This window comes from Microbispora sp. NBRC 16548, assembly GCF_030268985.1.
Taxonomy (GTDB): Bacteria; Actinomycetota; Actinomycetes; order Streptosporangiales; family Streptosporangiaceae; genus Microbispora; species Microbispora catharanthi.
Genome location: NZ_BSSF01000002.1, coordinates 680,428 through 706,176 on the forward strand (window position 1 = coordinate 680,428; position 25,749 = coordinate 706,176).

Annotated in this window: 21 protein-coding genes and 1 pseudogene; 16 read left to right on the forward strand and 6 right to left on the reverse strand. The window is 69.5% G+C overall.

Going from position 1 to position 25,749, the window contains the following annotated elements; translation table 11 throughout:
* Positions 1-8 precede the first annotated feature (8 nt).
* Positions 9-245, reverse strand: a pseudogene (locus tag QSK36_RS07530) (helix-turn-helix transcriptional regulator); the annotation flags it as partial.
* Positions 246-285: 40 nt separating this feature from the next.
* Here QSK36_RS07530 and QSK36_RS07535 point away from each other — a divergent pair.
* Entirely contained in the window at positions 286-444 is a 159-nt protein-coding gene (locus QSK36_RS07535; protein WP_285781800.1) for a hypothetical protein, read from the forward strand.
* Positions 441-893, forward strand: a complete 453-nt coding sequence (locus QSK36_RS07540) for a hypothetical protein (protein ID WP_285781801.1) — start codon at positions 441-443, stop codon at positions 891-893. The genes QSK36_RS07535 and QSK36_RS07540 overlap by 4 nt, the downstream gene beginning before the upstream one ends.
* A gap of 439 nt (positions 894-1,332) precedes the next feature.
* Here the strand turns inward: QSK36_RS07540 and QSK36_RS07545 are convergent, their stop codons facing one another.
* From QSK36_RS07545 to QSK36_RS07555, 3 genes are all read right to left on the reverse strand, one after another.
* Positions 1,333-1,824 (reverse strand): hypothetical protein, encoded by a 492-nt coding sequence (locus QSK36_RS07545; protein WP_285781802.1) that lies wholly within the window; start codon positions 1,822-1,824, stop codon positions 1,333-1,335.
* A 176-nt stretch (positions 1,825-2,000) separates the two neighbouring features.
* On the reverse strand, positions 2,001-2,951 hold the full coding sequence (locus QSK36_RS07550) for a DUF7710 domain-containing protein (RefSeq protein ID WP_285781803.1): 951 nt from the start codon (positions 2,949-2,951) through the stop codon (positions 2,001-2,003).
* Between the two features lie 500 nt (positions 2,952-3,451).
* Complete coding sequence (locus tag QSK36_RS07555) at positions 3,452-4,093, reverse strand: hypothetical protein (RefSeq protein ID WP_285781804.1); 642 nt, start codon at positions 4,091-4,093, stop codon at positions 3,452-3,454.
* Positions 4,094-4,301: 208 nt separating this feature from the next.
* Here QSK36_RS07555 and QSK36_RS07560 point away from each other — a divergent pair, with 208 nt between their 5' ends.
* The 8 genes from QSK36_RS07560 to QSK36_RS07595 all read left to right on the forward strand — a co-directional run bounded on the left by QSK36_RS07560 (position 4,302) and on the right by QSK36_RS07595 (position 12,814).
* Entirely contained in the window at positions 4,302-4,640 is a 339-nt protein-coding gene (locus tag QSK36_RS07560; protein ID WP_285781805.1) for an Imm51 family immunity protein, read from the forward strand.
* Positions 4,641-4,768: 128 nt separating this feature from the next.
* The gene (locus QSK36_RS07565) at positions 4,769-5,836 is read left to right on the forward strand and encodes a PDDEXK family nuclease (protein WP_285781806.1); all 1,068 of its coding nucleotides are present in this window, start codon (positions 4,769-4,771) and stop codon (positions 5,834-5,836) included.
* Positions 5,837-5,977: 141 nt separating this feature from the next.
* A complete protein-coding gene (locus QSK36_RS07570) occupies positions 5,978-6,541 on the forward strand; it encodes a thioredoxin family protein (protein WP_285781807.1) in 564 nt (187 codons plus the stop codon).
* Positions 6,542-7,766: 1,225 nt separating this feature from the next.
* Entirely contained in the window at positions 7,767-9,374 is a 1,608-nt protein-coding gene (locus QSK36_RS07575; protein WP_285781808.1) for a serine/threonine protein kinase, read from the forward strand.
* Positions 9,375-9,506: 132 nt separating this feature from the next.
* Positions 9,507-10,247 (forward strand): VOC family protein, encoded by a 741-nt coding sequence (locus QSK36_RS07580; protein WP_285781809.1) that lies wholly within the window; start codon positions 9,507-9,509, stop codon positions 10,245-10,247.
* Positions 10,248-10,574: 327 nt separating this feature from the next.
* Positions 10,575-10,733 carry a hypothetical protein gene (locus QSK36_RS07585; RefSeq protein ID WP_285781800.1) on the forward strand — a complete coding sequence of 53 codons (159 nt, stop codon included), beginning with the start codon at positions 10,575-10,577 and terminating at the stop codon, positions 10,731-10,733.
* Positions 10,730-11,182 (forward strand): hypothetical protein, encoded by a 453-nt coding sequence (locus QSK36_RS07590; protein ID WP_183535081.1) that lies wholly within the window; start codon positions 10,730-10,732, stop codon positions 11,180-11,182. Before QSK36_RS07585 ends, QSK36_RS07590 begins: the two co-directional genes overlap by 4 nt.
* A 159-nt stretch (positions 11,183-11,341) precedes the next feature.
* The gene (locus QSK36_RS07595; RefSeq protein WP_285781810.1) at positions 11,342-12,814 is read left to right on the forward strand and encodes a M48 family metallopeptidase; all 1,473 of its coding nucleotides are present in this window, start codon (positions 11,342-11,344) and stop codon (positions 12,812-12,814) included.
* Between the two features lie 299 nt (positions 12,815-13,113).
* Here the strand turns inward: QSK36_RS07595 and QSK36_RS07600 are convergent, their stop codons facing one another.
* Positions 13,114-13,572, reverse strand: coding sequence for a hypothetical protein (locus tag QSK36_RS07600; protein WP_182903860.1), 459 nt, complete (start codon positions 13,570-13,572; stop codon positions 13,114-13,116).
* A 561-nt stretch (positions 13,573-14,133) separates the two neighbouring features.
* Here QSK36_RS07600 and QSK36_RS07605 point away from each other — a divergent pair.
* The 6 genes from QSK36_RS07605 to QSK36_RS07630 all read left to right on the forward strand — a co-directional run bounded on the left by QSK36_RS07605 (position 14,134) and on the right by QSK36_RS07630 (position 23,992).
* Positions 14,134-15,417: an MFS transporter gene (locus QSK36_RS07605; RefSeq protein ID WP_221263433.1), complete on the forward strand. Its 1,284-nt coding sequence runs from the start codon at positions 14,134-14,136 to the stop codon at positions 15,415-15,417.
* A 116-nt stretch (positions 15,418-15,533) separates the two neighbouring features.
* A complete protein-coding gene (locus QSK36_RS07610; protein WP_285781811.1) occupies positions 15,534-19,268 on the forward strand; it encodes a nitrate reductase subunit alpha in 3,735 nt (1,244 codons plus the stop codon).
* Positions 19,268-20,911 carry a nitrate reductase subunit beta gene (gene narH / locus QSK36_RS07615; protein ID WP_285781812.1) on the forward strand — a complete coding sequence of 548 codons (1,644 nt, stop codon included), beginning with the start codon at positions 19,268-19,270 and terminating at the stop codon, positions 20,909-20,911. Before QSK36_RS07610 ends, narH begins: the two co-directional genes overlap by 1 nt.
* Positions 20,908-21,615 carry a nitrate reductase molybdenum cofactor assembly chaperone gene (gene narJ / locus QSK36_RS07620; RefSeq protein ID WP_285781813.1) on the forward strand — a complete coding sequence of 236 codons (708 nt, stop codon included), beginning with the start codon at positions 20,908-20,910 and terminating at the stop codon, positions 21,613-21,615. Before narH ends, narJ begins: the two co-directional genes overlap by 4 nt.
* The gene (narI, locus tag QSK36_RS07625) at positions 21,612-22,364 is read left to right on the forward strand and encodes a respiratory nitrate reductase subunit gamma (RefSeq protein ID WP_352239852.1); all 753 of its coding nucleotides are present in this window, start codon (positions 21,612-21,614) and stop codon (positions 22,362-22,364) included. The genes narJ and narI overlap by 4 nt, the downstream gene beginning before the upstream one ends.
* Entirely contained in the window at positions 22,361-23,992 is a 1,632-nt protein-coding gene (locus QSK36_RS07630; RefSeq protein WP_285781814.1) for a nitronate monooxygenase, read from the forward strand. The genes narI and QSK36_RS07630 overlap by 4 nt, the downstream gene beginning before the upstream one ends.
* On the opposite strand, the gene QSK36_RS07635 is transcribed toward QSK36_RS07630, so the two are convergent.
* On the reverse strand, positions 23,983-25,506 hold the full coding sequence (locus QSK36_RS07635; protein ID WP_285781815.1) for a cellulase family glycosylhydrolase: 1,524 nt from the start codon (positions 25,504-25,506) through the stop codon (positions 23,983-23,985). The two genes, QSK36_RS07630 and QSK36_RS07635, sit on opposite strands and share 10 nt — an antisense overlap.
* Positions 25,507-25,749: the final 243 nt, after the last annotated feature.

Below are 25,749 nucleotides of genomic sequence, written 5' to 3' on the forward strand. Positions count from 1 at the left end.
TCCTGACCCGCCTCCCGCGATGTCATGCCGGTGAGCCGGGTGCGGAAGCCGTCCATCAGCCGGTATCCATCCTCGTGCCCGGCCTCGCCGTACAACGGCATGCCGGTGGCATGCAGCGACTCGACGTCGCGGTAGATCGTGCGGACACTCACCTCCAGCTCTTCGGCGAGTTGGCGGGCCGTCAGGTGCCCCCGCGACTGGAGCAGCAGAAGGATGGACAGCAGCCGGGACGCGCCCCCATTCACTGACGGTACGTGTCAGTGGAGGAGCCGTACGGTTCCGGGCATGGCGTTCATCCAGGAGATCATGCGGCCGCTCGACCCGATTGCGGTCGACGGCCGGTATCACGACGACCGGCCCGGGCGGGCATTCGAGTCGAGGGGCGAATCCCCGGGCCGCGGCGGCTACCTGGCCGGCATCCGGCCGGAAGGGGCGGGACTGTGAGCGACTTCGACTTCCTCGTCGGCAGTTGGGACGTGGCCAACCGGAGGCTGCTGAAGCGAGGTGTCGGCAGCGACGAGTGGGAGGAGTTCCCCGGGCGCTGCGTCGCGTACGGCTTCTTCGACGGCGCGGGCAGTTTCGACACGCTCACGCTGCCCACCAAGGACTTCGACGGCGCGACGGTCCGGACGTACGACGCGGAGCGGGACGAGTGGTCCATCTACTGGGTCAACAGCAGGCGGGGTCTGGATCCGGTCCCGGTCGTCGGCCGCTTCGTCGACGGGGTCGGCACCTTCTATGCCGACGACACCGATGACGGCCGCCCGATCCGCGTCCGGTTCATCTGGTCGGGGATCGGGCCCGACTCGTGCCACTGGGAGCAGGCCTTCTCCTATGACGGCGGCCAGACCTGGGAGACCAACTGGAGCATGGACTTCACCCGCGCCGGGTGATGCCGTAAGGAACCTTGGGCCCGGATCGGCGCGACCAGGCCAGGGTCTCCGCCGTGGGCGTCCTAACACCCGGACGATAAGGAGACCGCGGGCGCAAGGGATAAGACAGGCGCCAGGTACGGCTGTCGAAGTGGATGATCCTCCAGCTACAGCCACGTACACGCCGGTCGGTTGTCAGCACGACAGATATCTTCGTGTCCGGCGAGGTCGGCTGTGGACGAAAGGCCCTGCCGTCCCAGCGGAGCAGGAGCGCCTGGGGATCACGGTCGTCGCCGTGTCACGCACAACGGGTAATGGATGCGGTCAGACACGGAAACTGACGCGAGCTTCGACGGTCAGGCTTCGTCCGGATATAACCGCTGATGAAGTCGGCGCAGATCTGGTCGGTGCCACGCAGGGGGCACCATGTGATGTCGCAAGACATCGGAAACCCTCGAACCTACGGGTTCGGGGGTTTCTTTGTGTACTGGGGTTGGTAGTCGCGGGTGGTGTCGATGGTCAGCTCGCGGAGGAGTTGTCCGGTGGTGGCGGCGACCACCCGGACGTGGAGATCCTCGACGAGAAGGATGACGTGGGTTCGGGCGTGGGTTCGTCCGATGCCGATGTGGTGGAGCCGTCCGCCGATCCGCAGGGTGACGACGCCGGTGTGGTCGACGCGGTCGTGCCGGACCCGGGTGTGGGTGTCGCCGTCGCGGCTGCCGGCCGGTTGGGCCTTGGGCCGGTTGTTGTAGGCCGCGGCGGGGGTGGCGCGGTGTGGCGACGACCGGTGGGGGCGGTGGTGGTTGTAGGCGTCGGCGAAGCGGTCGATGAGGGTCTGTAAGTCGGTGATGGTGGCGGGCTGATCGGGCTGGGCGCGCAGCCATTTCTCCAGCGACGATCCACCATGTCGGCATTGCGATCGACGCCACTCGCGTGGTCCACCGCCCTTCACCGGAAGCACGGTACGTATCGACACCTGGGCAGGCGTATCAAGCCGGGAGCGAGAGTTCAGCGGCGTCGTCAGGCCCGAGTGACGTAAGTCCTCAAAGCAATCACCCTTCTAGGACTTAAGCAATGTGCCGGCTCGCAACCCGCAGGCGCACGGTCAGCGGCGTGAGTGGACGTCTATTAGTCTGGACGGCCGCCGGTCAGGTGGATATGACGTAACCCCGGGCTGAAGTTGGCGACGTGATCGGCGGTGCCGTGGTGCGCTTTCGAGGGTGTGAAGCGGCCTTCGCTAACTGCGACGTCGTAGGCGCCGCCGTGGGGGTACTCGGCCAGGATCCCGGTCACCTGGTGCTCGGCTGCCCAGGCGAGTCCGGCGTCCAGCGTGTCGAACACCCCGGAGGCGTGTCGGGCGTTGTAACCCTGGAAGATCCAGACGACCGGCCTGAGCGGATCGCGCTGGTCGGCGCCGGGCCTGCGGCGCAGGCCCTCGGGCGTGAACGAGAAGGCGCCGGGGAAAGGGCCTGGCCGATGACGCACGGCGAGTACCACCGGTTCGGGGTGGACGCCCCGCAATCCGGTCTCGGGTGCGGTGTTCGCGAAGGCGTTCCACAGGTGAAGGCAAATCACGTCGTCGTCGCGATCGGCGGTGACGTAGGCAAGGGTCTTGGAGTAGAACGGGTTGGTTCCGCCGATCCACAGCGACGGGGGCCCGAACGTCTCAATGACCTCGGACAGCGTGCGGTCCTGCGTCACCCACCCGCCGATGTCGGCGCTCAACTGCTGATACTCCGCCGCCGACAGCGCCCGATCCAGCTCCAGCCAGCCGAGACGATGAGCGATCTCGGCATAGACGGAGGCCGTGGCATCACGCAAGGCGTCGGCGGGAAGGATATCGCTGTAGGCGCCCATGACGCCCGTGGCAGTGAATGCGTCGCGTTCGCGTAGTCGATCGCACTCCGCCCACCACCGCGTCAGGCTCCCGTCCACGGCGGCCATCGCCTCCAGCAGAAGGCGTTCCGCCGTCTCATCCCTGCCGTACATGCCAGGGCGACGAAGCACACCGTTCACCTGATCCAGGTGGTGCCGGCGAGCCTCACTCAGAACGGGATCGGAGTCCTCTCCGCTGCTCATCGCATTCGATCATGACACACCAACGCGATCCGCGATAACGGCTTATCGGTATGAGTAGACGTATGCCGCTCCCCGCTGCCAAGAGCCTTCAGCCGACGGTGGAAGCGGCTCTCGAACATGAGGTGACCACCGCACATCCGCATGTCATGCCCGTTCCCGCCTGTATGGGCTTCCCCAAGTGAACTCGAACCAGCGGGTCGATCTACCAGCTCCCTCGTTGGCAGGCCGACGCCTCCTTCTTTCTCATTCCAGCACTGTCGTCGAAGCGGAGGAGGCGAACCTGCGCCGCCCGCAGGAGCCGTCATCACCGCTCAGGGAGCGGTGTCCACGACGCGTGATTCGGTCGTCGTCCACAAGCGGCGCGATCAGCCGATGTCGAGGATCCAGCGCAGTTGGTGCGCCCGCAGCTGCGACGACAACTCCGCCGGTCCCACCGGGCGCCTCCCCGAAACACAGGAACCGGTCACGTCATCGGCGGCAAATGAGGACGAGCATCGCTGCTATCGGTGGTGCTGACAGTACTCGACGTGTAGTTCCGCCCATGGGCGGCGGCGGTCCGGGTACCCCATCCGCATCCGGCCCAGGTTGATTTCAGCGCAGCAATGCGCGTCGGGACTCTCCGAGAGATGCCCCGGACAATCTTCCGCCAGCGCACGCACCGGGTCCGCCTCCAACTCGAAGGCCTCGCGACTGCCGATCAGGAAGAGGGTGTCCGCGGCGATGTCCCAGCGGAGATGATCGCGGAAGTCCTGATGGGTCCACCGTCGCTGATCACCATCGGGGCGCTGGCGAAACGCTTGAGGTGGAAGTGTCACGCCATGCGGCCTACCCGGTCCCAGTCGGGCGCGGACCTGTTTCCAGCGGGAGACAGGGAACGCCAGGCGATGATGCAGCAGGACCAGATCCAACAGGCGTTCCCGGTTGGCCGAATCAGCCGGGCGGGCCGTGCGTAGCGGCAGGTAGATCAAGCTGTGCGGGGAGCGGGCAGCCAGCCCCCAGGCCATCGCGAGCACCACGGCTGCTCGCTTGTCCACGCTGAGCTCCGCGCCGAGCCGGCCTTCGTACAGCATCGCGTGCTTCACGGCTCGGGCTGGCCGGACCACTCGGTACTCGTCGCGGCCAAGGCGGACCTTGCTGATCAACGTCGACCATGTCTGCTCCGAAAGGCGCACTCTCACCCCGTCTCGTGTCTCGTTCGGGAAAGCATGCTAAGAGCGACGCACCGGCTTGGCGAGGTGTTTTGTATGGCACCGATCCACCGTGATTACAACCACGGCGCTCAGTGGCAGAAGAGTAGGTGGTCAACAGGCGTGCCTTGCGGCCCGGGATCGAAAGTGGCAGCATGCGCCGATGCATTCATTGCGGCTGATCGAGTCGGCCCCGGGAGAGTGCTCGCTGTTGCTGGACGCGGGAACCACGCAGGTTGACGACGCGATCGAGGAGCTTGGTCACACGCCGAACGGATATTTCTGGGAAGGCGTCGCGCAGCTGCTCGTCAGCACCGAGGCCCCCGCTCTGGAAGGCCGGTTCTCCTACGACCCCGAAGGCGGCATGTTCTGCGCGTACGGAAGAGACCGCGGCGCGCTGGAGGAGCTGGGCACCCTGATGGCGGCCATCGCGACAGACGCCGACCGCATGCGGCGGCTCGTCGCCGCCGCCGAGGCGGACGGTTTCGAGTTTGACGATTGATCCGCCTGCTGCTGAGAAGCGGACGGAAAGCCCGCTGGCGTCCGCGCGCGCTCGATCCGGCGTATGACCATTGCGCATGCAGTAGGCCGAGCGGTCAGCAGTGACAGGTAGCGGACAAGGGAGCATCGGTGACGGGCATTTGGCATGACGAAGGGAATGGGCTGGTAGCTCTTCCTGCGCAGTCGTACGCGAACGAGCAGGCGCTTCACAGCAGTATCGAACGCGCTCCCGCGATGTTGCCGCTTCCCGGTCAGCCACGACTGGTGATCCTGGGTCGGGAGGTACAGCTCGGCAACGGCTACGCCGATCTCGTGGCCGTGGATGCCGACAGCGGGCGACCAGTGGTCATCGAGGTGAAACTCGCTGCCAATTCGGATCGGAGAACCGTCTTCGCGCAGGTACTCGGATACGCGTCCTATATATTCCGGCTGTCGGCGACCGCGTTCGAAGGGCTGATGCAGCCTCATGTGACCAAACGCGGACACGCGACCGTCGCCGATGCCGTGGCTGCGGAGGTCGGAGATGGGTCGTTCGACATCGAGACCTTTCGCAACGGCATGGCTGAGGAATTCGAGAAAGGCAATGCCCGCTGCGTCGTGGTCCTCGACGCCGCGCCGACCGACTTGATCGAGCTCGCCGGGTATCTGCAGACCGTCACCAACGATCGCCTGGATATCGACCTGGTGACGGTGATGGCCTACGACGTGCGCGGCAGCCAGGTGCTCGTCCCGCAACTGGTCGAGCCGGAGCGCGCTTTGGCGGCCTCGGTTTCGCCCTCGAGAATTCAGCGGGAGGCCAAGCCGACTTCCGGATCGGCTTCCTTCCGCGACAGCATCGACAGCGCCGATCACTCCCATCGCGAACTGCTCCGCCGACTGTGCGACTGGGCAGAGCGATTGCAATCAGACGGTCTGGCCACCCTCTTCACCACCGTGGGCAAGGGCCGCTGGATCCTCAATCCGCGTCTTCCCGGTCAGAGCCGTGGAATGTTCACGATCTGGAATGACGGAGGCGCCTATGTCAGCCCGCAACGCACTGTCATCCAAGCCGAGGCGCCGAACACACTGGCTCGCCTGGACGAACGGCTTCCCGGCCAAATCGGTCAGAACAACTACCTGAAGTGCGACATTAGTGACGAGGTGCTCGCGCTCCTGAGGAGTGCCTACGAGGAATCCGCCAATCGCAAAACTGCCTAGGCGCGGTCAGTGGCAAGAGAGCCCGCTTGGCCCCTGGGCTAGGGGTGTTTTGCCGAACAGCGGTATGAGCAGCAGGGATCGCGATGCCGTGCCGCCGTGCGCTACTCTCGTGCGCCTGATCGCTGTGATGAGGACCAGTTGATGTTGCGACGGATTGGCCCCGCGGCCGCCATCGGTATCGCACTGCTCTTAACGGGATGCGCCAACAAGGACAGGTCAACGGCGGCTGCCTCGGCGCCCGCCACCTCTTCCTCAGCTTCTTCGTCGTCGGCGGCTCCTACGCCGTCGGCTGCTGCCGCGGACACGGTCCCGGACGACTACGACCCAGCGCGGGATCCGGCCGCGGACCTGAAAAGGGCTCTCACATTGGCGGCATCCGACGGCAAGAAGGTCCTGATCGATTTTGGCGCCGACTGGTGTCCCGATTGCAAGGTGCTCGACAAGCTGTTCCAGTCGAAACAAACGAAGCCGCTACTTCAGCGCAACTACCATGTGGTAGCCGTGGATGTCGGCGAGTTCGACCGCAACCTCGACTTCGCCGCGAAGTACGTGAAGTTGAAGACGAGCGGCATCCCGGCGCTGGTGGTGCTGGCACCCGACGGCAGGGTTCTCGTGCACACGAATGACGGCTCGTTCGCCAACGCACGCACCATGAACAGCCATCAGGTCAACGCGTTCCTGACTCGCTGGGCGTCCAAGAATTGACGGCGCACCGCGTTCTGCTGGTCATGGTGGCCATCGCGTCACTCGCCCAAGGGTGCGTCGGAGCCGGCGCGAGCAGCTCGTCTGCCGAACTGTCGGGTCGTCTGGATGAGAGCGGGGTCACCGTCGTGGCGGCGCTGACTACCAGGCCGGACGGGACCGGGCAGGTGCAAGCGATATTCACTCCGCAGAAGACCGGCTACCACCTGTACAGCATGGATCTACCACCGGGAGGCGTGAACGGCCTCGGTGTGCCCACTACAGTGACCGCGGACGGCAGCCTACGAGCGGCTGGCAGGCCGATCGCAAACGCGCCCGTGAGCGACGTACGGATCGAGGAGCTGGACGTGGACCTGCCCGTCTACCCGGACGGTCCCGTAACCATCGCGGTCCCTGTGCGCCGAGCTGGAAATGGACGTGCTGAGGTGGTGGTCACCTATGGGGCGTGCAGTCCATCCAACTGTCTGGCTCCCGTACGCGACCGCGTCATCGTCCTCGCCCCAGTCAGGACCTGATCAACTTTGGGAACATCCGTCCTCGGCCGGATCCCGATCTCGAAGATCTCTGGCTCCTCGAAGACGGGCTCTCCGCTGGGGCGACGCGCGTACGCGACTCGCCCGTAGTCGATGCCGTCACCTCGGTCGAAGCTCATCCACGTGATGGCTTCTTGCTCGCCTTCACGCAGGGGGTGATTCGAGACTGCTCGCCCTGGGATCGTGCTCGGCGGCTTGAACTACCTGTGCAGACGCGGCATCGCCTGCATCGTTCCCGAGCCGGCCGGCCAGATCCGCAACCGCAAGCGCCGTAGCCGCTCGGGCGGCAGGCCGCGCCGCCGGCGTTCAACCGCGAGGACTACAAGGGCCGCCGTCATGCCGTCGAGTGCAGGATCGATCGCCTCAAGCGCCACCGAGCCGTCGCCTGCCGCTCCGACAAGCTCGCCGTCCGACGCCTCGCGGTCGTACTGTCGAACCCGTTGACGAGGAGGACTTCTGATGCGCAGCGTGACCTATTCGATGAGCGTCTCACTTGACGGCTCGCTGGTTGGCGGTGGCATTCCGTTCTCCTCCGCTACCGCGTGGCGCGCTAACCCTGTGGCCGTCCCAGACCGTGTCGCCGGCTGTGCTGTCGCAGGACATCGGAAACCCTCGGCGGGCTCGTCTCCGTGGTCGGCGTCCGGCTGTTGTGAGGCGTACCGCACCGCGCCCCCGTCTCGCTAGGGTTCGGTGCCATGGTCACCCCCCTGGAGCCTGATGACCCGCGCGTACTGGGTGAGTTCACACTGAGGGGACGGCTCGGCGAGGGCGGGCAGGGGGTGGTGTTCCTCGGCCGGTCGCCCCGTGGTGAATCGGTCGCGGTGAAGGTGCTCAAGTCGGGGCTCGACTCGTCGGTGAAGGAGCGGCTGGTCCGCGAGCTCGACGCGATGCGCGGAATCGCGCCCTTCTGCACCGCCCGGGTGCTGACCGCGGTGGTCGATGGGCGGATGCCGTACGTGGTGAGCGAGTTCATCGACGGGCCGTCTCTGCAGCAGCGGGTCGATTCCGGCGGTCCGCTGCGGGGCGGCGAGTTGGAACGCCTCGCGGTCGGCACGGCCACGGCGCTGACGGCCATCCACGCGGCCGGGATCGTGCACCGGGACTTCAAGCCGGCCAACGTGCTGCTGGGGCCGGACGGCCCCCGGGTGGTGGACTTCGGCATAGCCAGGCACGGTGCGAGTGACACGATCACGGCGGGCCCGGTCGGCACCCCGGCCTACCTGGCTCCCGAGCAGATCGCGGGGGACCCGGCCACGCCCGCCTCCGACGTGTTCGCCTGGGGAGCCACGATCGTCTTCGCCGCCACCGGCCGTCCGGCCTTCGGCGCCGCCAGCGTCCCCGCCGTCATGCACCGGATTCTGACCGCCGAGCCCGACGCATCGGCGCTGCCCCGGCCGCTGCGCGGGGTGGTCGAACGGTGCCTCGCCAAGGATCCCGCGCGCCGGCCGACCTCCCGCGACCTGCTGCTGGAACTCGTCGGGTCCGCCCCCGACCCGCTCAAGGCGGGCGCGGCCGCGGCGACCACCAGGCCGGAAGGGGTACGGCAGGGTGAGATGACCGCGATCCTCCCGGCCTTCCCGGCTCCCGGTCCGGCCGGGACGATTCCGCCGGGCCCGGAGACCACCGGGGCGGGTGGCCGTCGGCAGGCCTCCCGCACCGGGATCGTCGCCGGGGCGGCGGTCGCCGTGGCCGCGGTGTCGGTCACCGCCGCTCTGCTGGGGCCGCGACTGCTGTCCGGCGACAAGGCCGCCACTTCGTCGACCGGCGCCACGACGACGACCGTCTCGCACACCGCCGGCTCACCGGCACCGCCCGCCGACACCACGCCGGAGGAAACCGTCACGGCCGACGGCGACGCGAACCAGGACGACGCCGGCGCGGGGCAGGACGACGGCGGCACGGCCCAGGACGACACGGTGACGACGGACGACGCCGAGGGGGATGCCACAGCGACTCCGAAGGCCACTCCCGTGCCGTCGACCACGCCGGGCGGGACGGTTCCGGCCGCGTTCGCCGGCACCTGGGGAGGCCATATCGAGCCCGACCAGCTTGTGGGAACCAGCGAGACCGACGTCCAGATCGTGCTGGAGCCGGGCAGGCGCACCGGAAGCTGGAAGGACACCAACAGTTCATGCCGGGGAAGTCTGACGCTGACGCGCAGCTCCGGCACGGCACTCGTCTTCCGGCTGGACAAGTGCGCCGCGGGCAGGATCACCCTGATCCAGACCGGCGAAGGGCTCGCCTACCAATGGGACGGCGACGAAGGCGACGTCACCTTCCAGGGTCTCCTGGTCAGCGACTGACCGCTCCGCATGTCGGCAGGCGGTGTTGGTCGTTCCCGATAGGGCTCTGGGCTTCCCTGCCCGTTACCGCAAGTCGAGCCGGAGGTGCGCGGATTCACTCCGGTTGATCTGCCGAACATAGGGTTGGGCGGCATGGCGCTGCGACTTGGTCTGCTGAATTTCAAGGCCCGGGATGACTCGGCGCTCGGCCGGTTCTGGGCGGAGGCGCTCGGCTGGGGTGTTTTCAGCGAGGGACCCACTGTGACAGGCGTTGGACCCATGGGCTTCGTCTGGCCCGACTCCGTCGCTGTCTGCGTCTGTGTCGTCACCGTGCCGGACCCCGAGACGGTGAGGTACCGCGTGCACCTCGATCTCGCCACCACCTCCGCGGCCCATCAGGCGGAGTTGGTCGCGCGCCTGAAGGAGCTCGGTGCGACGCCCGCCGATGTGGGCCAGGGCGACGTCCCGTGGACGGTTCTGGCCGACCCGGAGGGCAACGTGTTCTGCGTGCTGGAGCCTCGGGAGATCTACCGGGACACCGGGCCGATCGCCGCGGTGGTGGTCGACTGCGCGGACCCGCGGGCCATGGCCCGGTTCTACGGCGAGGCGATGGACTGGACCCTGCACGAGGTGACCGACGATCACGCGGTGCTGCGTTCGGCCAAGGGTGTCGGGCCCTATCTGGAGTTCCTCCGCACGACGCCCGGCGTGAAGACCGTGTGGAACCGCGTCCATCTCGACCTGATGCCCTACCGCGGTGACGATCAAGCGGCGGAGGTCGCCCGGCTGCAGACCCTCGGCGCGACGCTCGCCGACGTCGGCCAGGGCGATGTGTCGTGGATCGTCCTCGCCGACCCGGAAGGCAACGAGTTCTGCGTGCTCGCTCCAGCCTGACGCGGAGCCTACGTCGCCTCCTTACCGCGCCTTCGCGCTGGGGTGTCGCCGGTGGTCCAGCTCGCAGGTGTCGTATGGGTGCCACCAGCACCGCCGTGGGACGCCGGGCTGATGTTCGTCTTCAACGCAGGCGTGCTCAGTGATTCGCGAATCGCGGCGCCACGTCTGCAGCAGCTCCTCCCGGCGTCCGGCCGGCGCGGATGAGCCGCACCGACTGCCGCCGGAACTCCGGGACACATCCGTCCCGAGCGAGCAGGTGTCCACAAGAGCGGGGCGACATCATTCACTGACGGTACGTGTCAGTGGACGGGCCGTACTGTCCCGGGCATGGCGTTCATCCAGGAGATCATGCGGCCGCTCGACCCGATTGCGGTCGACGGCCGGTATCACGACGACCGGCCCGGGCGGGCATTCGAGTCGAGGGGCGAATCCCCGGGCCGCGGCGGCTACCTGGCCGGTATCCGGCCGGAAGGGGCGGGACTGTGAAGGACTTCGATTTCCTCGTCGGCAGTTGGGACGTGGCCAACCGGAGGCTGCTGAAGCGGGGTGTCGGCAGCGACGAGTGGGAGGAGTTCCCCGGGCGCTGCGTCGCGTACGGCTTCTTCGACGGCGCGGGCAGCTTCGACACGCTCACGCTGCCCACCAAGGACTTCGACGGCGCGACCGTCCGGACGTACGACGCCGAGCGGGACGAGTGGTCCATCTACTGGGTCAACAGCAGGCGGGGTCTGGATCCGGTGCCGGTCGTCGGCCGCTTCGTCGACGGGGTCGGCACCTTCTATGCCGACGACACCGATGACGGCCGCCCGATCCGCGTCCGGTTCATCTGGTCGGGGATCGGGCCCGACTCGTGCCACTGGGAGCAGGCCTTCTCCTACGACGGCGGCCAGACCTGGGAGACCAACTGGATCATGGACTCCACCCGCGCCGGGTGATGCCGTAAGGAACCTCAGGCCGTGAGGTCGGCTGTGGACGTGAGGATCTGCCTTACATCGGCAGGTGCGCGGGTTCGCTGTCTTTCGCGCTCCGGATGACAAATCCAACAAGATTCGTTAATTTCGGCCTCTCGTCCTCACCGCCACCGGAGTTATGACATGGTCACCGCCTTCCGCGCGACGATCGCATTCGGCCTGCTCGCGGGCTTCTATGTGCTGGTCGCCGCCGTGTTCGGGGCCACGGTGCTCGTCGACGTCGCCGTCCTGCGGCACGTCACCGCGGGCTCGGCGAAGATCGCGATCGTGCTCACCCTGGCCGCCCTGGCGCTGCTGCGCGGCCTCATCCTGGTCAACCGCCGCGGACGCCAGGAGGAGCCGGGCGTTGCGGTCGGCCGCGGGGACGAGCCGGTGCTCTGGCAGACGGTCGAGGAGTTGGCCGCACGGGTGGGGACCCGCCCGCCGGACGAGATCCGGCTGGTCGCCGAGGTGAACGCGGCGGTGAGGGAGGACACGAGCTGGCTGGGGCTGCGGGCGGGCCGGCGCATCATGTACGTCGGTCTGCCCCTGCTGATGACGCTCTCGGTGGACGAGATGCGCGCGGTGCTGGGACACGAGCTCGGCCACTACAGCGGTGCGCACACGCGGCTGGGCGCGCCGGTGTATCGCGGCAGGATCGCCGTGCTGGCGGCGGTCGCCTCCCTGCGGAACCACGCCTTCATCCAGAAGCTCTTCTCCTTGTACGCGAGGCTGTTCCTGCGGGTCTCCCAGGCCGTCTCCCGCCGGCAGGAGCTGGAGGCCGACCGATTCGCGGCCGCCGTCGCGAGCCGTGAGGCCGCCGGGACCGCCCTGCGCAAGGTGCACGGCACGGCGGACGTCTGGGACCTGTTCATGGAGCGGTACGTCGGCATGACCGGCATGGCGGGCAGTCGTCCAGCCGATCTGTTCGGCGGCTTCCACGCCCTCGCCGACGCGCATCGGGCGAAGATCGCCCAGGCGGACGGGGGCGGCGAGGAGGCCGGGCCGTACGACTCCCACCCGAGCCTGCCGGAGCGGCTGGCCGCGCTCGCCGTCCTGCAGGACGTCCCGCACGCCCGTGACCCGCGTCCCGCGCTGGCGCTCCTGCGGGACCCCGCCGTCGCCGCGCGCGCTGTGGAGCAGACCTTCTGGACGGAGGAGGCGCTCAAGCTGCGCCCGCTGCCCTGGGAGGAGATGGTCGCCCAGGGCATGTACGTGGGTGTCAACGACGAGGCGCTGCGGGACCTGTCGGCCGCGGGCCAGCGGGTCGCGGGCGGGCCGGAGCCGTCCCTGGACGCAGCACTGGAGGCGCTGGCCCGCGGCCAGGCCGCAGCCCTCCACGAGGAGCTCGTCCGCCTCGGGTGGCGGCCGTCGCCTGACCTGGTGGCCAAGGTCCTCGCCCGCGCCGTCGAGGGCGTGCTGATCGGTAGCGGCAGGGCCCGGTGGACTTTGTCGTGGACCGGCCCCGCCACCTTGCGCGACGCGACGGGCAAGGAGGTCGACGTCGAGGAGTACGCGGCCCGGGTCGCGGCCGATCCCGCGCAGGTGCCAGGCGTGCGCCAGTGGTTCGCGCAGATGGGCGTGTCGCTGCAGTCGCGGACGCCCGTCACCCCCTGACGCAGGCCGCAAGCCCGACGATCGTCCCCGGGCGCGCCGGCCACCTCCGGTTATGCATCTGATTCATGTCGTGGCACGGCGTGGCGGACTGCCTGCGGAGCCGTTCGCCGTAGGCGAGCTCCGTGCGCGCCCGCGTGAACGGCTCCCGCGTCAGGCCTGCGGCAAGAGCGGCGTGGAAAAGAGGCCCTCCCTCTGCCTCGTCTTGGCCCGCCAGGAGGGCCCTGGCCAGGCGCAGGCCGTCGTGCAGGGACGGCAGACGTGCGGATTCCGGGGGTGCGTTTCGTAGAGGTTCGGCCTCCTTACGTGGTGCCCCTGTACAGGGTGGCGAGGCTCCCGCACATGACATTCGATGAGCCGATCCACAGGATCGTGAAGCGATAGCCGTTGCTTCTCCTGATGACGGCGTCGGCGCAGAAATCGGGACGGATCTCGTCAGGTGCGAGCCCTGTGGTGACCTCGAACGGCAGCCTCCTCAGTAGCCAGCAGACTCCGCTGTCGACCAGCGCGTCGAGGTCCCCGCGTACGACGGCGACCATGCCGATCGACCATGGGGTGTTGTCGTGGTGGTACACCCCGATCGCCAAGTGGTCGGTCTCATAGGCGCATTCCGCCGCGTCGTTGACCGCGTTCACCCTGGTGATGAACCGCTCGAGCCCGCCACGGAACTCCTTGAACTCCTGGGAGCGCCCTTCGGGGATGAAACCGAGGGCATCCTCGGCCAGGCCCGCGATGCTGACGCAGGGGTTCTGAGTGATCACACTGACCCCGTCCGCCGATGGGAAATCGGGGAGTTGGGACCTCGTGATGGGCCCCGGAGCGGGGCAGACCGGGCCCTTGGGTTTCTTGGACGTCTTCGGCTGCTGAACCTGCCCCTTCTCGGTCTCCGCGGCGTTCGAGCCTCCCCCGAAATCCTCGTCCATACATGCTGTGGCGAAAAGGGAAAGCGACAGGAGAACGATCAGAAACCTGTGTGTAACGGAACGACCAGCGGCGAACGCTGAAATGCGAGATCGACGATGCATCGGGCTTCCCTCACCAATGTCTGGTACTCATCCCGGCCTGCTTACCGCCGTCACATCTTCATTCAGATCGACCAGCGGATCGACGTTCCGGTTCGCTCAGTGGACCGCCGTCGGTTCGAGCACACCACGCCCGCAGGAAGGCCCCGCTGAAGCGGTCAGGCGGCGGTGTGACGCGGGGCCCTCGCAGAGAGGTCCAAGGTCCCTGTCTCATTGATCTACCGGCCGGAGACGCTGTGTGAGCTCAGCGGTGACGCTTTCGATCGCCGCGCCCGGAGCGGATACACAGTGGAGGCAACCATGAGTGCGGGGGACGCGCCGGCCGTACAGCCGGACGCCCGAGCGGCCGGCGGGCGTCCGGCGCTGATGCTGACCTTGGCCACGGTCGGCTTCGCGATCAACTTCTGGGCCTGGGCGCTGCTCAGCCCGCTGGCGCCGAAGTTCAAGGAGGCCCTGCACCTGAGCCCCTTCCAGCAGGCGCTGGTGGTGGCGGTGCCGGTGGTGGTCGGGTCGCTCGGCCGTATCCCGGTCGGTGCGCTGACGGACCGGTACGGCGGCCGCGTCATGTTCCCGCTGGTGTCGCTGGCCACCGTCGTACCGGTGCTCTACCTGGGGCTGGCGGGGCAGACATCGCTGGCAGGGCTGCTGGCCGGAGGCTTCTTCCTCGGCGTCGGCGGCACGGCCTTCGCGATCGGCGTGCCGTTCGTCAACGCCTGGTTCCCGCCCACGCGGCGCGGCCTGGCCGTGGGCGTGTTCGGCGCGGGCATGGGCGGCACCGCGATCAGCGCGTTGACCACGGTCAAGCTGGCCGACGCGGGCGGCACCGCGACCCCGTTCGCGGTCACCGCCGCCGTGCTCGTCGCGTACGCGGTGGTGGCGGTCCTGCTGCTGCGGGACGCGCCGGGCCGGGTGGTGCCGGCTGAGTCGCTGGCGCACCGGCTTGCGGCCACGCTGCGGCTGCGGGTGACCTGGCAGGCCTCGGCGCTGTACGCGGTGGCGTTTGGCGGATATGTGGCGTTCTCGGTCTATCTGCCGGCCTACCTGAAGACCGCGTACGGATTGGCCCAGGCCGACGCCTCCGATCGGATGGCCGGGTTCGTGCTGCTGGCGGTGCTGATGCGCCCGGTCGGCGGGTGGCTGTCCGACCGGATCGCACCGACCAGGGTGCTCGCCGGTTCGCTGCTCGTCGTCGTGGCCGGCGCCGCGGTCCAGGCGTTCACGCCCGCGCTTGCGCCCCTCGGCACGGTCGCGTTCCTGTCCATGGCCGCCGCGCTCGGCGCCGGCAGCGGCGCGACGTTCGCCCTGGTGGCGCTGCTCGCCCCGGCGAACAAGGTCGGCTCGGTCACCGGGATCGTGGGCGCCGCGGGCGGCCTCGGCGGCTTCGTGCCGCCACTGCTGATGGGCTTCATCTACGGCCGGTACGGCACCTACGCCCTGGGGTTGGCGCTGCTGGCCCTGGTCGCGCTGGCCGCCCTGCTGCTGGACACCACCGCCGTCGCCCGGACGGCCCGCCGTGCCGTCGGGTCGCGTCTCCTCGTTCCCGAAACGGCTGCCGCCGAGCCCACAGGTCATCGGGGGACTTAAGTCCCGTCCGACCGGGACGGCCGGCACCTGCCGTGCCAACCCGCATCAGAGGAACCTGGCATACGCGGCGCGCCGCGCGTCGCATCGATCTGCTTCCATCGAAGGAGTGCACCGCCGTGTCGCCACGCCCGCCCCAGGACGCCGCCGGTTCTCCCGCCACGGACTCGGTGCCCGGTGCGGCGCCGCTGCTGGCCGCGCGTCGTTTCCTGACGAAGGAAACGGTCGGCGACGGTGGCCGGACCCTGCACCAGATCGACCCGAACACCTGGGAGACGTTCTACCGCGACCGGTGGCGTTACGACCGGGTGGTCCGATCGACGCACGGCGTCAACTGCACCGGCTCGTGCTCCTGGAACGTGTTCGTCAAAGACGACCTCATCACGTGGGAGCACCAGGCCACGGACTACCCGACGACGGGTCCGGACGCGCCGGACTACGAGCCGCGCGGCTGCCCGCGCGGCGCGTCGTTCTCCTGGTACGAGTACTCGCCGTCCCGTGTGCGGCACCCGTACGTGCGCGGGGTGCTGGCCGAGATGTTCCGCGCGTCGCTGAGGCGCCTCGGCGACCCGGTGCTCGCCTGGGCCGACATCGTCGAGAACCCGATGAAGGCACGCGCGTACAAGAGCCAGCGGGGCCGCGGCGGCTTCGTGCGCGCCTCATGGGACGAGGCGATCACCATGACGGCCGCCGCCCACGTCTACACGACGAAGACGTACGGGCCGGACCGCGTCGTGGGGTTCTCCCCGATCCCGGCGATGTCGATGGCGTCGTTCGCCGCAGGCACCCGATATCACGCGCTGCTGGGCGGCACCCTGCTGAGCTTCTACGACTGGTACGCCGACCTGCCGGTCGCATCCCCGCAGATCTGGGGTGACCAGACCGACGTGCCCGAGGCGGGCGACTGGTGGAACTCCACCTACCTGATGATGTGGGGCTCCAACATTCCGGTGACCCGGACCCCGGACGCGCACTTCCTTGCGGAGGCCCGCTACCGGGGCACCAAGGTCGTCGCGGTGAGCCCCGACTACGCCGACAACGTCAAGTTCGCCGACGACTGGCTCGCGCCGCACCCCGGCACCGACGGCGCCCTGGCGATGGCCATGGGTAACGTCATCCTCACCGAGTTCTTCCGCGACCGTGAGGTGCCCTACTTCACCGACTACGTCCGCCGTTACACCGACCTGCCGTTCCTCGTCACGCTCCGGCGGCGTGACAACGGCGCCTGGACGCCCGACCGCTTCCTCACCGCCCAGGACCTCGGCGACGGCGAGGACGACGACCAGGACGACGGGCACGGTCCGGACGCGGCGCACAAGACGGTGCTCGTCGACGAGCGTACGGGCGAGCCGGTCGTGCCGAACGGCTCGCTCGGGTTCCGCTACGGCGAGCGGGACGCCGGCCGGTGGAACCTCGACCTCGGCGAGGTCGTGCCCGCACTCGGCCTGCTCGGGCTCACCGGCGACGCCGTCGAGGTCGAGCTGGCCCGGTTCGACGTCGGCGACACCGAAGGCGGCGCCACGATGCGCCGGGGCGTGCCGGTCACGCGGATGGGCGGACACCTCGTCACGACCGTGTTCGACCTGCTCATGGCGCAGTACGGCGTGCGCCGCGGCGGCCTGCCGGGCAGCTGGCCGACCGGGTACGACGACGCCGGCGAGCCCAACACCCCCGCCTGGCAGGAGCAGATCACCGGGGTTCCCGCCGCGCTCGCCGCACGGATCGCCCGCGAGTTCGCGCGCAACGCCGAACGCAGCCGGGGCCGCTCCCTGATCGTCCTCGGCGCCGGCGCCAACCAGTGGTTCCACTCCGACATGACGTACCGCGCCTTCATCGCGCTCGTCACCCTGACCGGCTGCCAGGGCGTCAACGGCGGTGGCTGGGCGCACTACGTCGGTCAGGAGAAGGCCAGGCCGCTGACCGGCCAGCAGCACATGTCCTTCGCCTTCGACTGGCAGCGCCCGATGCGCCACCAGGCCGCCACACCGTACTGGTACCTGCACACCGACCAGTGGCGCTACGAGCGGGTGCCCGCCGACGAGCTGTCCTCGCCGCTGGGCACCGGCCGGTTCACCGGTATGACGTTCGCGGACACGATCGCCGCCGCCCAGCGGATGGGCTGGAGCCCCGGCCACCCGGCGTTCGACCGCAACCCCCTCGACCTCACCGACGAGGCGGCCGAGGCGGGTCACACCGTGCAGCAGTACATAGTGGACGAGCTCGAAGCCGGACGGCTCAAGGCGGCCGCCGAGGATCCCGACGACCCGGCGAACTTCCCCCGCTGCCTCACCCTGTGGCGGGCCAACCTGCTGGGCTCCTCGGGCAAGGGCAACGAGTACTTCATGCGGCACCTGCTCGGAGTGGACTCCCTCGCCGGCGCGCAGGAGTGCGACCCCGGCCTGCGGCCCCGAGACGTGGTCTGGCGCGACGAGGCGCCGACCGGGAAGCTGGACCTGCTCACCGCGATCGACTTCCGGATGACCAACACCGGGCTGCACGCCGACATGGTCCTGCCGGCCGCCACCTGGTATGAGAAGCACGACATCTCGACCACGGACATGCACCCGTTCGTGCACGCGTTCAGCCCGGCCGTCGAGCCGCCGGCGGACGCGCACACCGACTACGACACCTTCCTCGCCCTCGCCGACCGGTTCAGCGAGCTCGCGGCCACCCACCTCGGCGTACGCCGCGACGTCCTCGCGGTGCCGCTGCAGCACGACACACCCGACGAGCTCGCCATGCCCGGCGGCCGGGTGCGGGACTGGAAAGCGGGGGAGTGCCCGCCCGTACCCGGCGTGACGATGCCGAAGCTCGTCGAGATCGAACGCGACTACACGCTGATCGGCGCCAAGATGCGCGCGGTGGGCCCGCTGCTCGACACCCTCGGCACCACCACCAAGGCGATCACCGTCGACGTCGCCCCGGAGATCGAGTACCTCGCCCACCAGAACGGCGTCGTCACCGACGGCCCGTTCGCCGGACGCCCGTCGCTCGCGACCGCCGACCGGATGTGCGAGGCGATCCTGGCGCTGTCCGGCACCACCAACGGGCGGGTGGCCGCCGCCGGCTTCGCCGCCCTGGAACTGCGCACCGGGCAGCGGTTCGCCGACCTGATCGAGGGCCACGAGACCGACCACATCTCCTACCCGGACACCCAGGCCGCGCCGCAGCCGGTGTTCACCAGCCCCGAGTGGTCCGGATCGGAGAAGGGCGGCCGCCGCTACTCGCCTTTCACCCTCAACGTCGAACGGTCGAAGCCCTGGCACACCCTCACCGGGCGGCAGCACTTCTTCGTCGAGCACGACTGGGTCGCCGAGCTCGGTGAGCAACTGCCCGCCTTCCGCCCGCCGCTGAACATGGCCCGCCACTTCGGCAAGCCCGGCGAGCTCGTCGACGGCGGCGTGACGGTCCGCTTCCTGACCCCGCACGCCAAGTGGTCGATCCACTCGATGTACCACGACAACGAACTGATGCTCGCGTTGTCCCGGGGCGGGCCGGTGATCTGGATGAGCGTCGAGGACGCCGCGAAGATCGGTGTCAGGGACAACGAGTGGATCGAGGCGCACAACCGCAACGGCGTCGTCGTCGCCCGCGCCGTCGTCAGCCACCGGATGCCCGAGGGCACGGTGTTCCAGTACCACTCGCCGGAGCGGACGGTGAACGTGCCCAAGGCCGAGAAGAACGGCCGCCGCGGCGGCTACCACAACTCGATGACCCGGCTGCTGGTCAAGCCCACCCACCTCGCGGGCGGGCACGCCCAGCTCACCTACGCCTTCAACTACTACGGGCCGATCGGCAGCCAGCGCGACGAGATCACGGTGATCCGCCGCCGTTCCCAGGAAGTGGAGTACTGATGAGGATCCGCGCGCAGGTCGCGATGGTGATGAACCTCGACAAGTGCATCGGTTGTCACACCTGCTCCGTCACCTGCAAGCAGACCTGGACCAACCGCGAGGGCACCGAGTACGTGTGGTTCAACAACGTCGAGACCAAACCCGGCATCGGCTACCCCAAGCACTACGAGGATCAGGATCGCTGGCACGGCGGGTGGCGGCTCGACGGCAAGGGTCGGCTGACCCTGCGCTCCGGCGGCCGGGTGAAGCGGCTGGCACGCATCTTCGCCAACCCGGACCTGCCGTCGATCGACGACTACTACGAGCCGGTCACGTTCGACAAGGACATCCTCGTGAACGCGCCCGGCGGCCTCTCCGACACGCCCGTAAAGCGGCCGTACTCCGCGCTGACGGGTGAGCCGACGGCCGTGGAATGGGGAGCGAACTGGGAGGACGGCCTCGGCGGCGCGCACGAGCGGGCCGACCGCGACCCGAACATCACCCGGATGCCCGCCGAGGCCGCGGCGAAGGTCAGGTTCGAGTTCGAGAAGACCTTCATGTTCCACCTTCCGCGGATCTGCGAGCACTGCCTCAACCCGGCCTGCGTGTCGGCGTGCCCGTCCGGCGCGATGTACAAGCGGGAGGAGGACGGCATCGTCCTGGTCGACCAGAACAGATGCCGGGGCTGGCGGATGTGCGTGTCGGCGTGCCCGTACAAGAAGGTGTACGTCAACCACGCCACCGGCAAGGCCGAGAAGTGCACCCTGTGTTTCCCGCGCATCGAGGCCGGCCAGCCCACGATCTGCTCGGAGACGTGTGTGGGGCGGCTGCGCTACCTCGGCATCGTCTTCTACGACGAGGACGCCGTCCTCGCCGCCGCGTCCGTGCCGGACGAGCGCGACCTGCTCGACGCCCAGCGCGGCGTCTTCCTCGATCCGCACGACCCGGCGGTGCAGCAGGCCGCCCGCGACGCCGGCATGCCCGGGGAGTGGATCGAGGCGGCGAAGCTGTCCCCGGTGTGGCGGCTGATCGGCGAGTATCGGATCGCGCTGCCGCTGCACCCGGAGTATCGGACGCTGCCGATGGTCTGGTACGTCCCGCCGCTGTCGCCTGTGCTCGACGCGGCGGGCGCCGCGGGCCGCGACGACACCGACGCCGACGACGTCTTCCACACCATCCGCGACCTGCGCATCCCGGTGGAGTACCTGGCCGAACTGTTCACCGCCGGCGACGCGGACGCCGCCGCCGGGGTCCTGATGAAGCTGGCCGCGATGCGTTCGTACATGCGGGCCCGCACCCTGGACGGCACGGTCGCGCAGGACCTCCTGGACGGCATCGGGATGACCGCCGAGCAGGTCGAGTCGATGTACCGGCTGCTCGCGATCGCCAAGTACGACGAGCGGTACGTCATCCCGGCCGCCTACAGCAAGGACGCCGCCGCCCTCGAAGCGCAGGCCGCCACGACGGGCGGCTGCTCGCTCGACTGCGAGGGCGGCCCCGGCATGGGTGGGCAGGGAATGGGCGGATCGGGCCCGGCCGCCGTGGAGCGCTTCCACCTCGTCGGCGGCGACGACGACGTGCACGCCGGCCGGCGGGGGCTCGTGTCGCGGCGGCCCGACGGGCGGATCGGCCTGTCCGTCGACCCGTCGCGGGGCCGGTCGTGACCGCGCCGCCGACCGACGCCGCCCCGGTGACCGCGGCCGACCGGACCCGGCTGTTCCGGCTCGCGTCGGTGCTGCTCACCTACCCGGACGCGGAGCTGCTCGGCGCCCGCGACGAGCTGCGCGGCGCCGCCGGCCGGATCGAGCACCCGCGGCTGCGCGGGCAGGCCGAGGAGTTCCTCGCCTGGCTGACCGGCACCGAGCCGATCGACGTGCAGCGGCACTACGTGCAGACCTTCGACCTGCGCCGCCGGTCTGGCCTCTACCTGACGTACTACCTGCACGGCGACACCCGCAAGCGGGGGATGGCGCTGCTCATCCTCAAGCAGCGCTATCGTGCCCACGGCCTGCGGCTGGCCGCCGGTGAACTGCCCGACCTGCTGCCGGTCGTGCTCGAGTTCGCCGCCACGGTCGGCCCCGGCGAAGGGGAGGCGCCGCTGCGCCAGCACCGGCGCGGCATCGAACTGCTGCGCGCCGCCCTCGCCGACCTCGGCACGCCGTACCACCTGCTCCTCGACGCCGTCACCGCCGTCCTGCCCGAGCTGACCGACGCCGACCGGGAGGCCGTCGCGGAACTGGCCATCGACGGCCCGCCCGTCGAGTCCGTCGGTCTGGACTCCCTCGGCCCGGACCTCCTGGCCTCGGGCGGGCTCGACGGCGTCGGCCTCGCCCCCTACCCCACCTGCCCATCGACGGAGGCCCGATGAACACCGTCGTCTGGATCGTCCTGCCGTACCTGTGCCTGGCGGTGTTCGTCGGCGGTCACGTGTGGCGGTGGCGCCACGACCAGTTCGGCTGGACCACGCACACCAGCCAGCTGCTGGAGAGCCGGATCCTCCGTCTGGGGTCGCCGCTGTTCCACCTCGGCGCGTTCGGGGTCATCGGCGGGCACGCCATGGGGCTGCTGGTGCCGGCCTCGGTGACCGCGGCGCTTCGGATCCCCGAGCACCTCTACCACCTGACCGCGGTCTGGGGCGGCACGCTGACCGGCGCCATGCTCGTCGCCGGACTGGTCCTGCTCATCGCCCGCCGCTTCGCCGACGGGCGGGTCCGGCGCACGACCACCCCGATGGACAAGGTGCTCTACGCCGCCCTGGCGGCCATGATCGCGCTCGGCATGACCGCCACGGTCGCCGTCAACCTGCTCGGCCATGGGTACGACTACCGGGAGACGATCGCCGTCTGGTTCCGCAGCGTGTTCTGGTTCTCCCCGCGCAGCGACCTGATGATCGGCGCGCCGCTCGTCTATCAGCTGCACGCCATCGGCGGCTTCCTGTTCCTGGCGTTGTGGCCCTTCACCCGGCTTGTTCACGTCTGGTCGGCGCCGCTGGCCTACCTGTGGCGCCCGTACGTCGTCTACCGCGCGCGCCGCGGGCTCGTGCCGGCCACGCCGCCCGCGCCGGCCGCCGTACGCGAGACGACCCTCCGAACGGCATGCGAGAGGAGCCACGGATGAGGTCCATCACAGGGATGGCGGCGGCGCTTTCGGCCGGCGCGGGCGGACACGGGTTGTCCGACGCCGATCGCCGTACGGAAGGCTTCCCGGCAGCGCGGACCGGGCTCGCAGGGGTGGCCCATCCCGTCCTGATACAGGGCGGGATGGGCGTGGGGGTGTCCGGATGGCGACTGGCACGTGCGGTGGCGAGCGCCGGCCAGCTCGGTGTGGTGTCGGGCACGGCGCTTGACGTCACTCTGGCCCGACGGCTGCAGCAGGGGGATCCCGGAGGGCATCTGCGCCGGGCGCTGGCCCGCTTTCCGGTCCCCGAGACGGCCGAGCGGATCCTGGCCCGCTATTTCGTTCCCGGCGGGGCCGGCAGCGGCAGGCCCTACCGGCCGGTGCCGCGTTTGGGGCTGCGACGTAGCCAGGCCGCGGACGAACTGGCCGTGGTCGCCAACTTCGCCGAGGTCCTGCTCGCGAAGGAGGGGCACGACGGCCTGGTCGGGGTCAACTACCTGGAGAAGATCCAGATGGCCACGCCGGCCGCGGTCTACGGGGCGATGCTCGCCGGGGTCGACTACGTGCTGATGGGCGCCGGCATCCCGGCGGAGATTCCACGGCTGCTCGACGATCTCGCGGCGCACCGCGCGGCGGAGATCTCGGTGACCGTGGCCGGCGGTGAGACGCCGCACACGGTCGGCCTCGACCCGGCGGCGTTGCTCGGCCGGTCGGTCGCCCCTCCGGCGCGGCCCCGGCTGCTGGCGATCGTCTCCTCGCACGTCCTGGCCGCCTACCTCGCGCGCTCGGCCGCCACCAGGCCGGACGGATTCGTGATCGAGTCGCCGTCGGCGGGCGGCCACAGCGCGCCGCCGCGCGGCCGGCTGCGGCTGGACGGGGCGGGCGAACCCGTCTACGGCCCGCGCGACGAGGTGGACACCGGCAAGGTCGCGGCGCTCGGCCTGCCGTTCTGGCTCGCAGGCGGGTACGGCACGCCCGACGGGCTCGCCAGAGCGCTGGAGAGGGGAGCCGCCGGGATCCAGGTCGGGTCGGCGTTCGCGCTCTGCCGGGAGTCCGGCCTGGACGACGAGCTCAGGCGGCAGCTGCTGCGCCGCGCCGCCGACGGCACACTTGAGGTCCACAACGACCCTCATGCCTCCCCTGCCGGGTTCCCCTTCAAGGTCGCCCAGATCCCCGGCACGCTGTCCGACGCCGGCGTCTACGCGGAGCGGTCCCGGCTGTGCGACCTGGGCTACCTGCGCACGCCCTACCAGAAGCCGGACGGCGGGGTCGGCTACCGCTGCCCGGCGGAACCGGTGGAGACCTACGTCCGCAAGGGCGGTCGCGCGGAGGAGACCACCGAGCGCCGGTGCCTGTGCAACGGGCTGCTCGCCGCGATCGGTCTCGGGCAGCACCGACCGGACGGTTATCCGGAACCCCCGCTGCTCACCCTCGGCCAGGACACCGGCTTCCTCGACGGGCTGCCGGACGACTACTCGGCCGCCGATGTGGTGGACCGCATCCTGAAGGGGGCGAGCGCCTCGTCGACGTCCGCGTCCGCCGCATCCCGTGGATCGGCGACGGGCCCAGCCGAAGGGTGGCTGGGCCCGGGTGAATCACCTGTGGCCGGGACAGGGGATCACGCGTAGGGGTTCTGCGTCACCAGGTGGGCCTTGAATCCCTCGCCGAAGGTGCTGGTCGGAGTGCCGTTGGCGTCGGTGATGAGGACGTTGCCCGAGCTGTCGCAGATTCCCCAGGCGTTCCAGGTCCAGGCGAGGTAGCCCACACCGTTCGCGTCGGCCCAGTTCATGACCTTGTCGATGTAGTCGTGGGCGCAGGTGTTCTGGCCGATCTCACCGGCCACCACCGGCACCTGCGCGGCGACGGCGCCGATCGTGTTGTTCCAGCAGGTGGTGTCCACGCACCCGTTGAAGTTGTAGGAGTGCCAGGAGGCCATCAGGTTGCCGGTCGGGTCCTGCGGCTTGTACTTCAGCCACTGGCTCAGGTCGTTGGTCCAGGTCAGACCGGCCGTCATGATGACGTTGGTCGCCCCGGTGGCGCGGACCGCGTCGACCAGGTCCTGCATGCCGGCGACCTCGTAGCCGATTCCGGTGCAGGTGCCGCCGTCACGCAGGCAGGTCCACGCCGCCGTGGCGTCCGACCAGTTGTTGGCCGCGTCCGGGTAGGGCTCGTTGAACAGGTCGAAGATGACGGCGTTGTCGCCCTTGAAGGCGTTCGCCACCTGGGTCCAGAACGTCGGGGCGTACTTCGCGTCGGGCATGGGCTTCTGGCAGGTCGCCACCACATCCGAGCAGCCCGCGCCCGCCCCCGTGTACTGGCCGTAGTTCCAGTGCATCTCCACGATCGGCGTGATCCCGTTGGTGACCAGCAGCTTCACGTAGTCCTTGACCGCCTGCTGATAGGCCGCGCCGCTGGTGCCGCCCGAGGGCACGTCGGCGGTCCCCAGCCAGCACTCCTCGTTCAACGGCACCCGTACCACGTGGATGTTCCACGGCTTCATCGCGTCGACGGAGGCCTGATCCGCCGGGCCGTCCCACATGCCCCTGCCCTGGATGCAGGCGAACTCACCGCTGGAGCGGTTGACGCCCAGCAGCCGGTAGGGCTTGCCGGCCGAAGTCACCAACGTGTTGCCCGAGACATGCAACTGCGGGGCCGGCCCGCCGGGCTGGGGGCTGGGAGACGGGGAGGGGCTCGGGGACGGGGACGGGGATGGGCTCGTTTTCGGAGACGGGCTTGTGCTGGGGCTTGTGCTGGGGCTGGGGCTGGGGCTGGGGCTGGGGCTGGGGGACGCGCCGGTACAGGTGACGCCGTTGACGGTGAACGCGCCGGGAACCGGATTGCTCCCGCTCCACTTGCCGATGAAGCCGATCGACACCGAGCCGTTGGAGGGGACGTTGCCGTTCCAGCTCAGGCTCTTGGCGGTGACATGCGCGCCGGACTGCGACCAGTCGGCGTTCCAGCCGTTGCTCACGCCCTGAGCCGCCGAGGGAAAGTCGAACTCCAACGTCCAGCCGGTCAGCGGGCCGCCGAGGCTGGTGATCGCGATGTCACCCTGGAAGCCGCCCTGCCACTCGCTGACGACCTTGTACTGCACCGAGCACCCTGCGGGGGCGGCCGCGGCGGGGACGGTTATCGCGGACATGCCTGCTGCAGCCACCACTCCTGCTGCGGCTGCCGCGAATTTGACACGAAGTTGCATCGAAGCCTCCTTACTGAGAACCGGACGGCCGTCGAGAGCAGCGCTGTGGGAGAACGGTGGGTCACTTAAGGGCTTAAGTCAAGGCCGTCTCACTGCGGGGGTGCGAGGCGGACCGGACACGGAAAGCGACGGAAACGATCCCTCGTCGTCACACCACGCGAAAAGCCGATCCGGACGTGCTGGTCC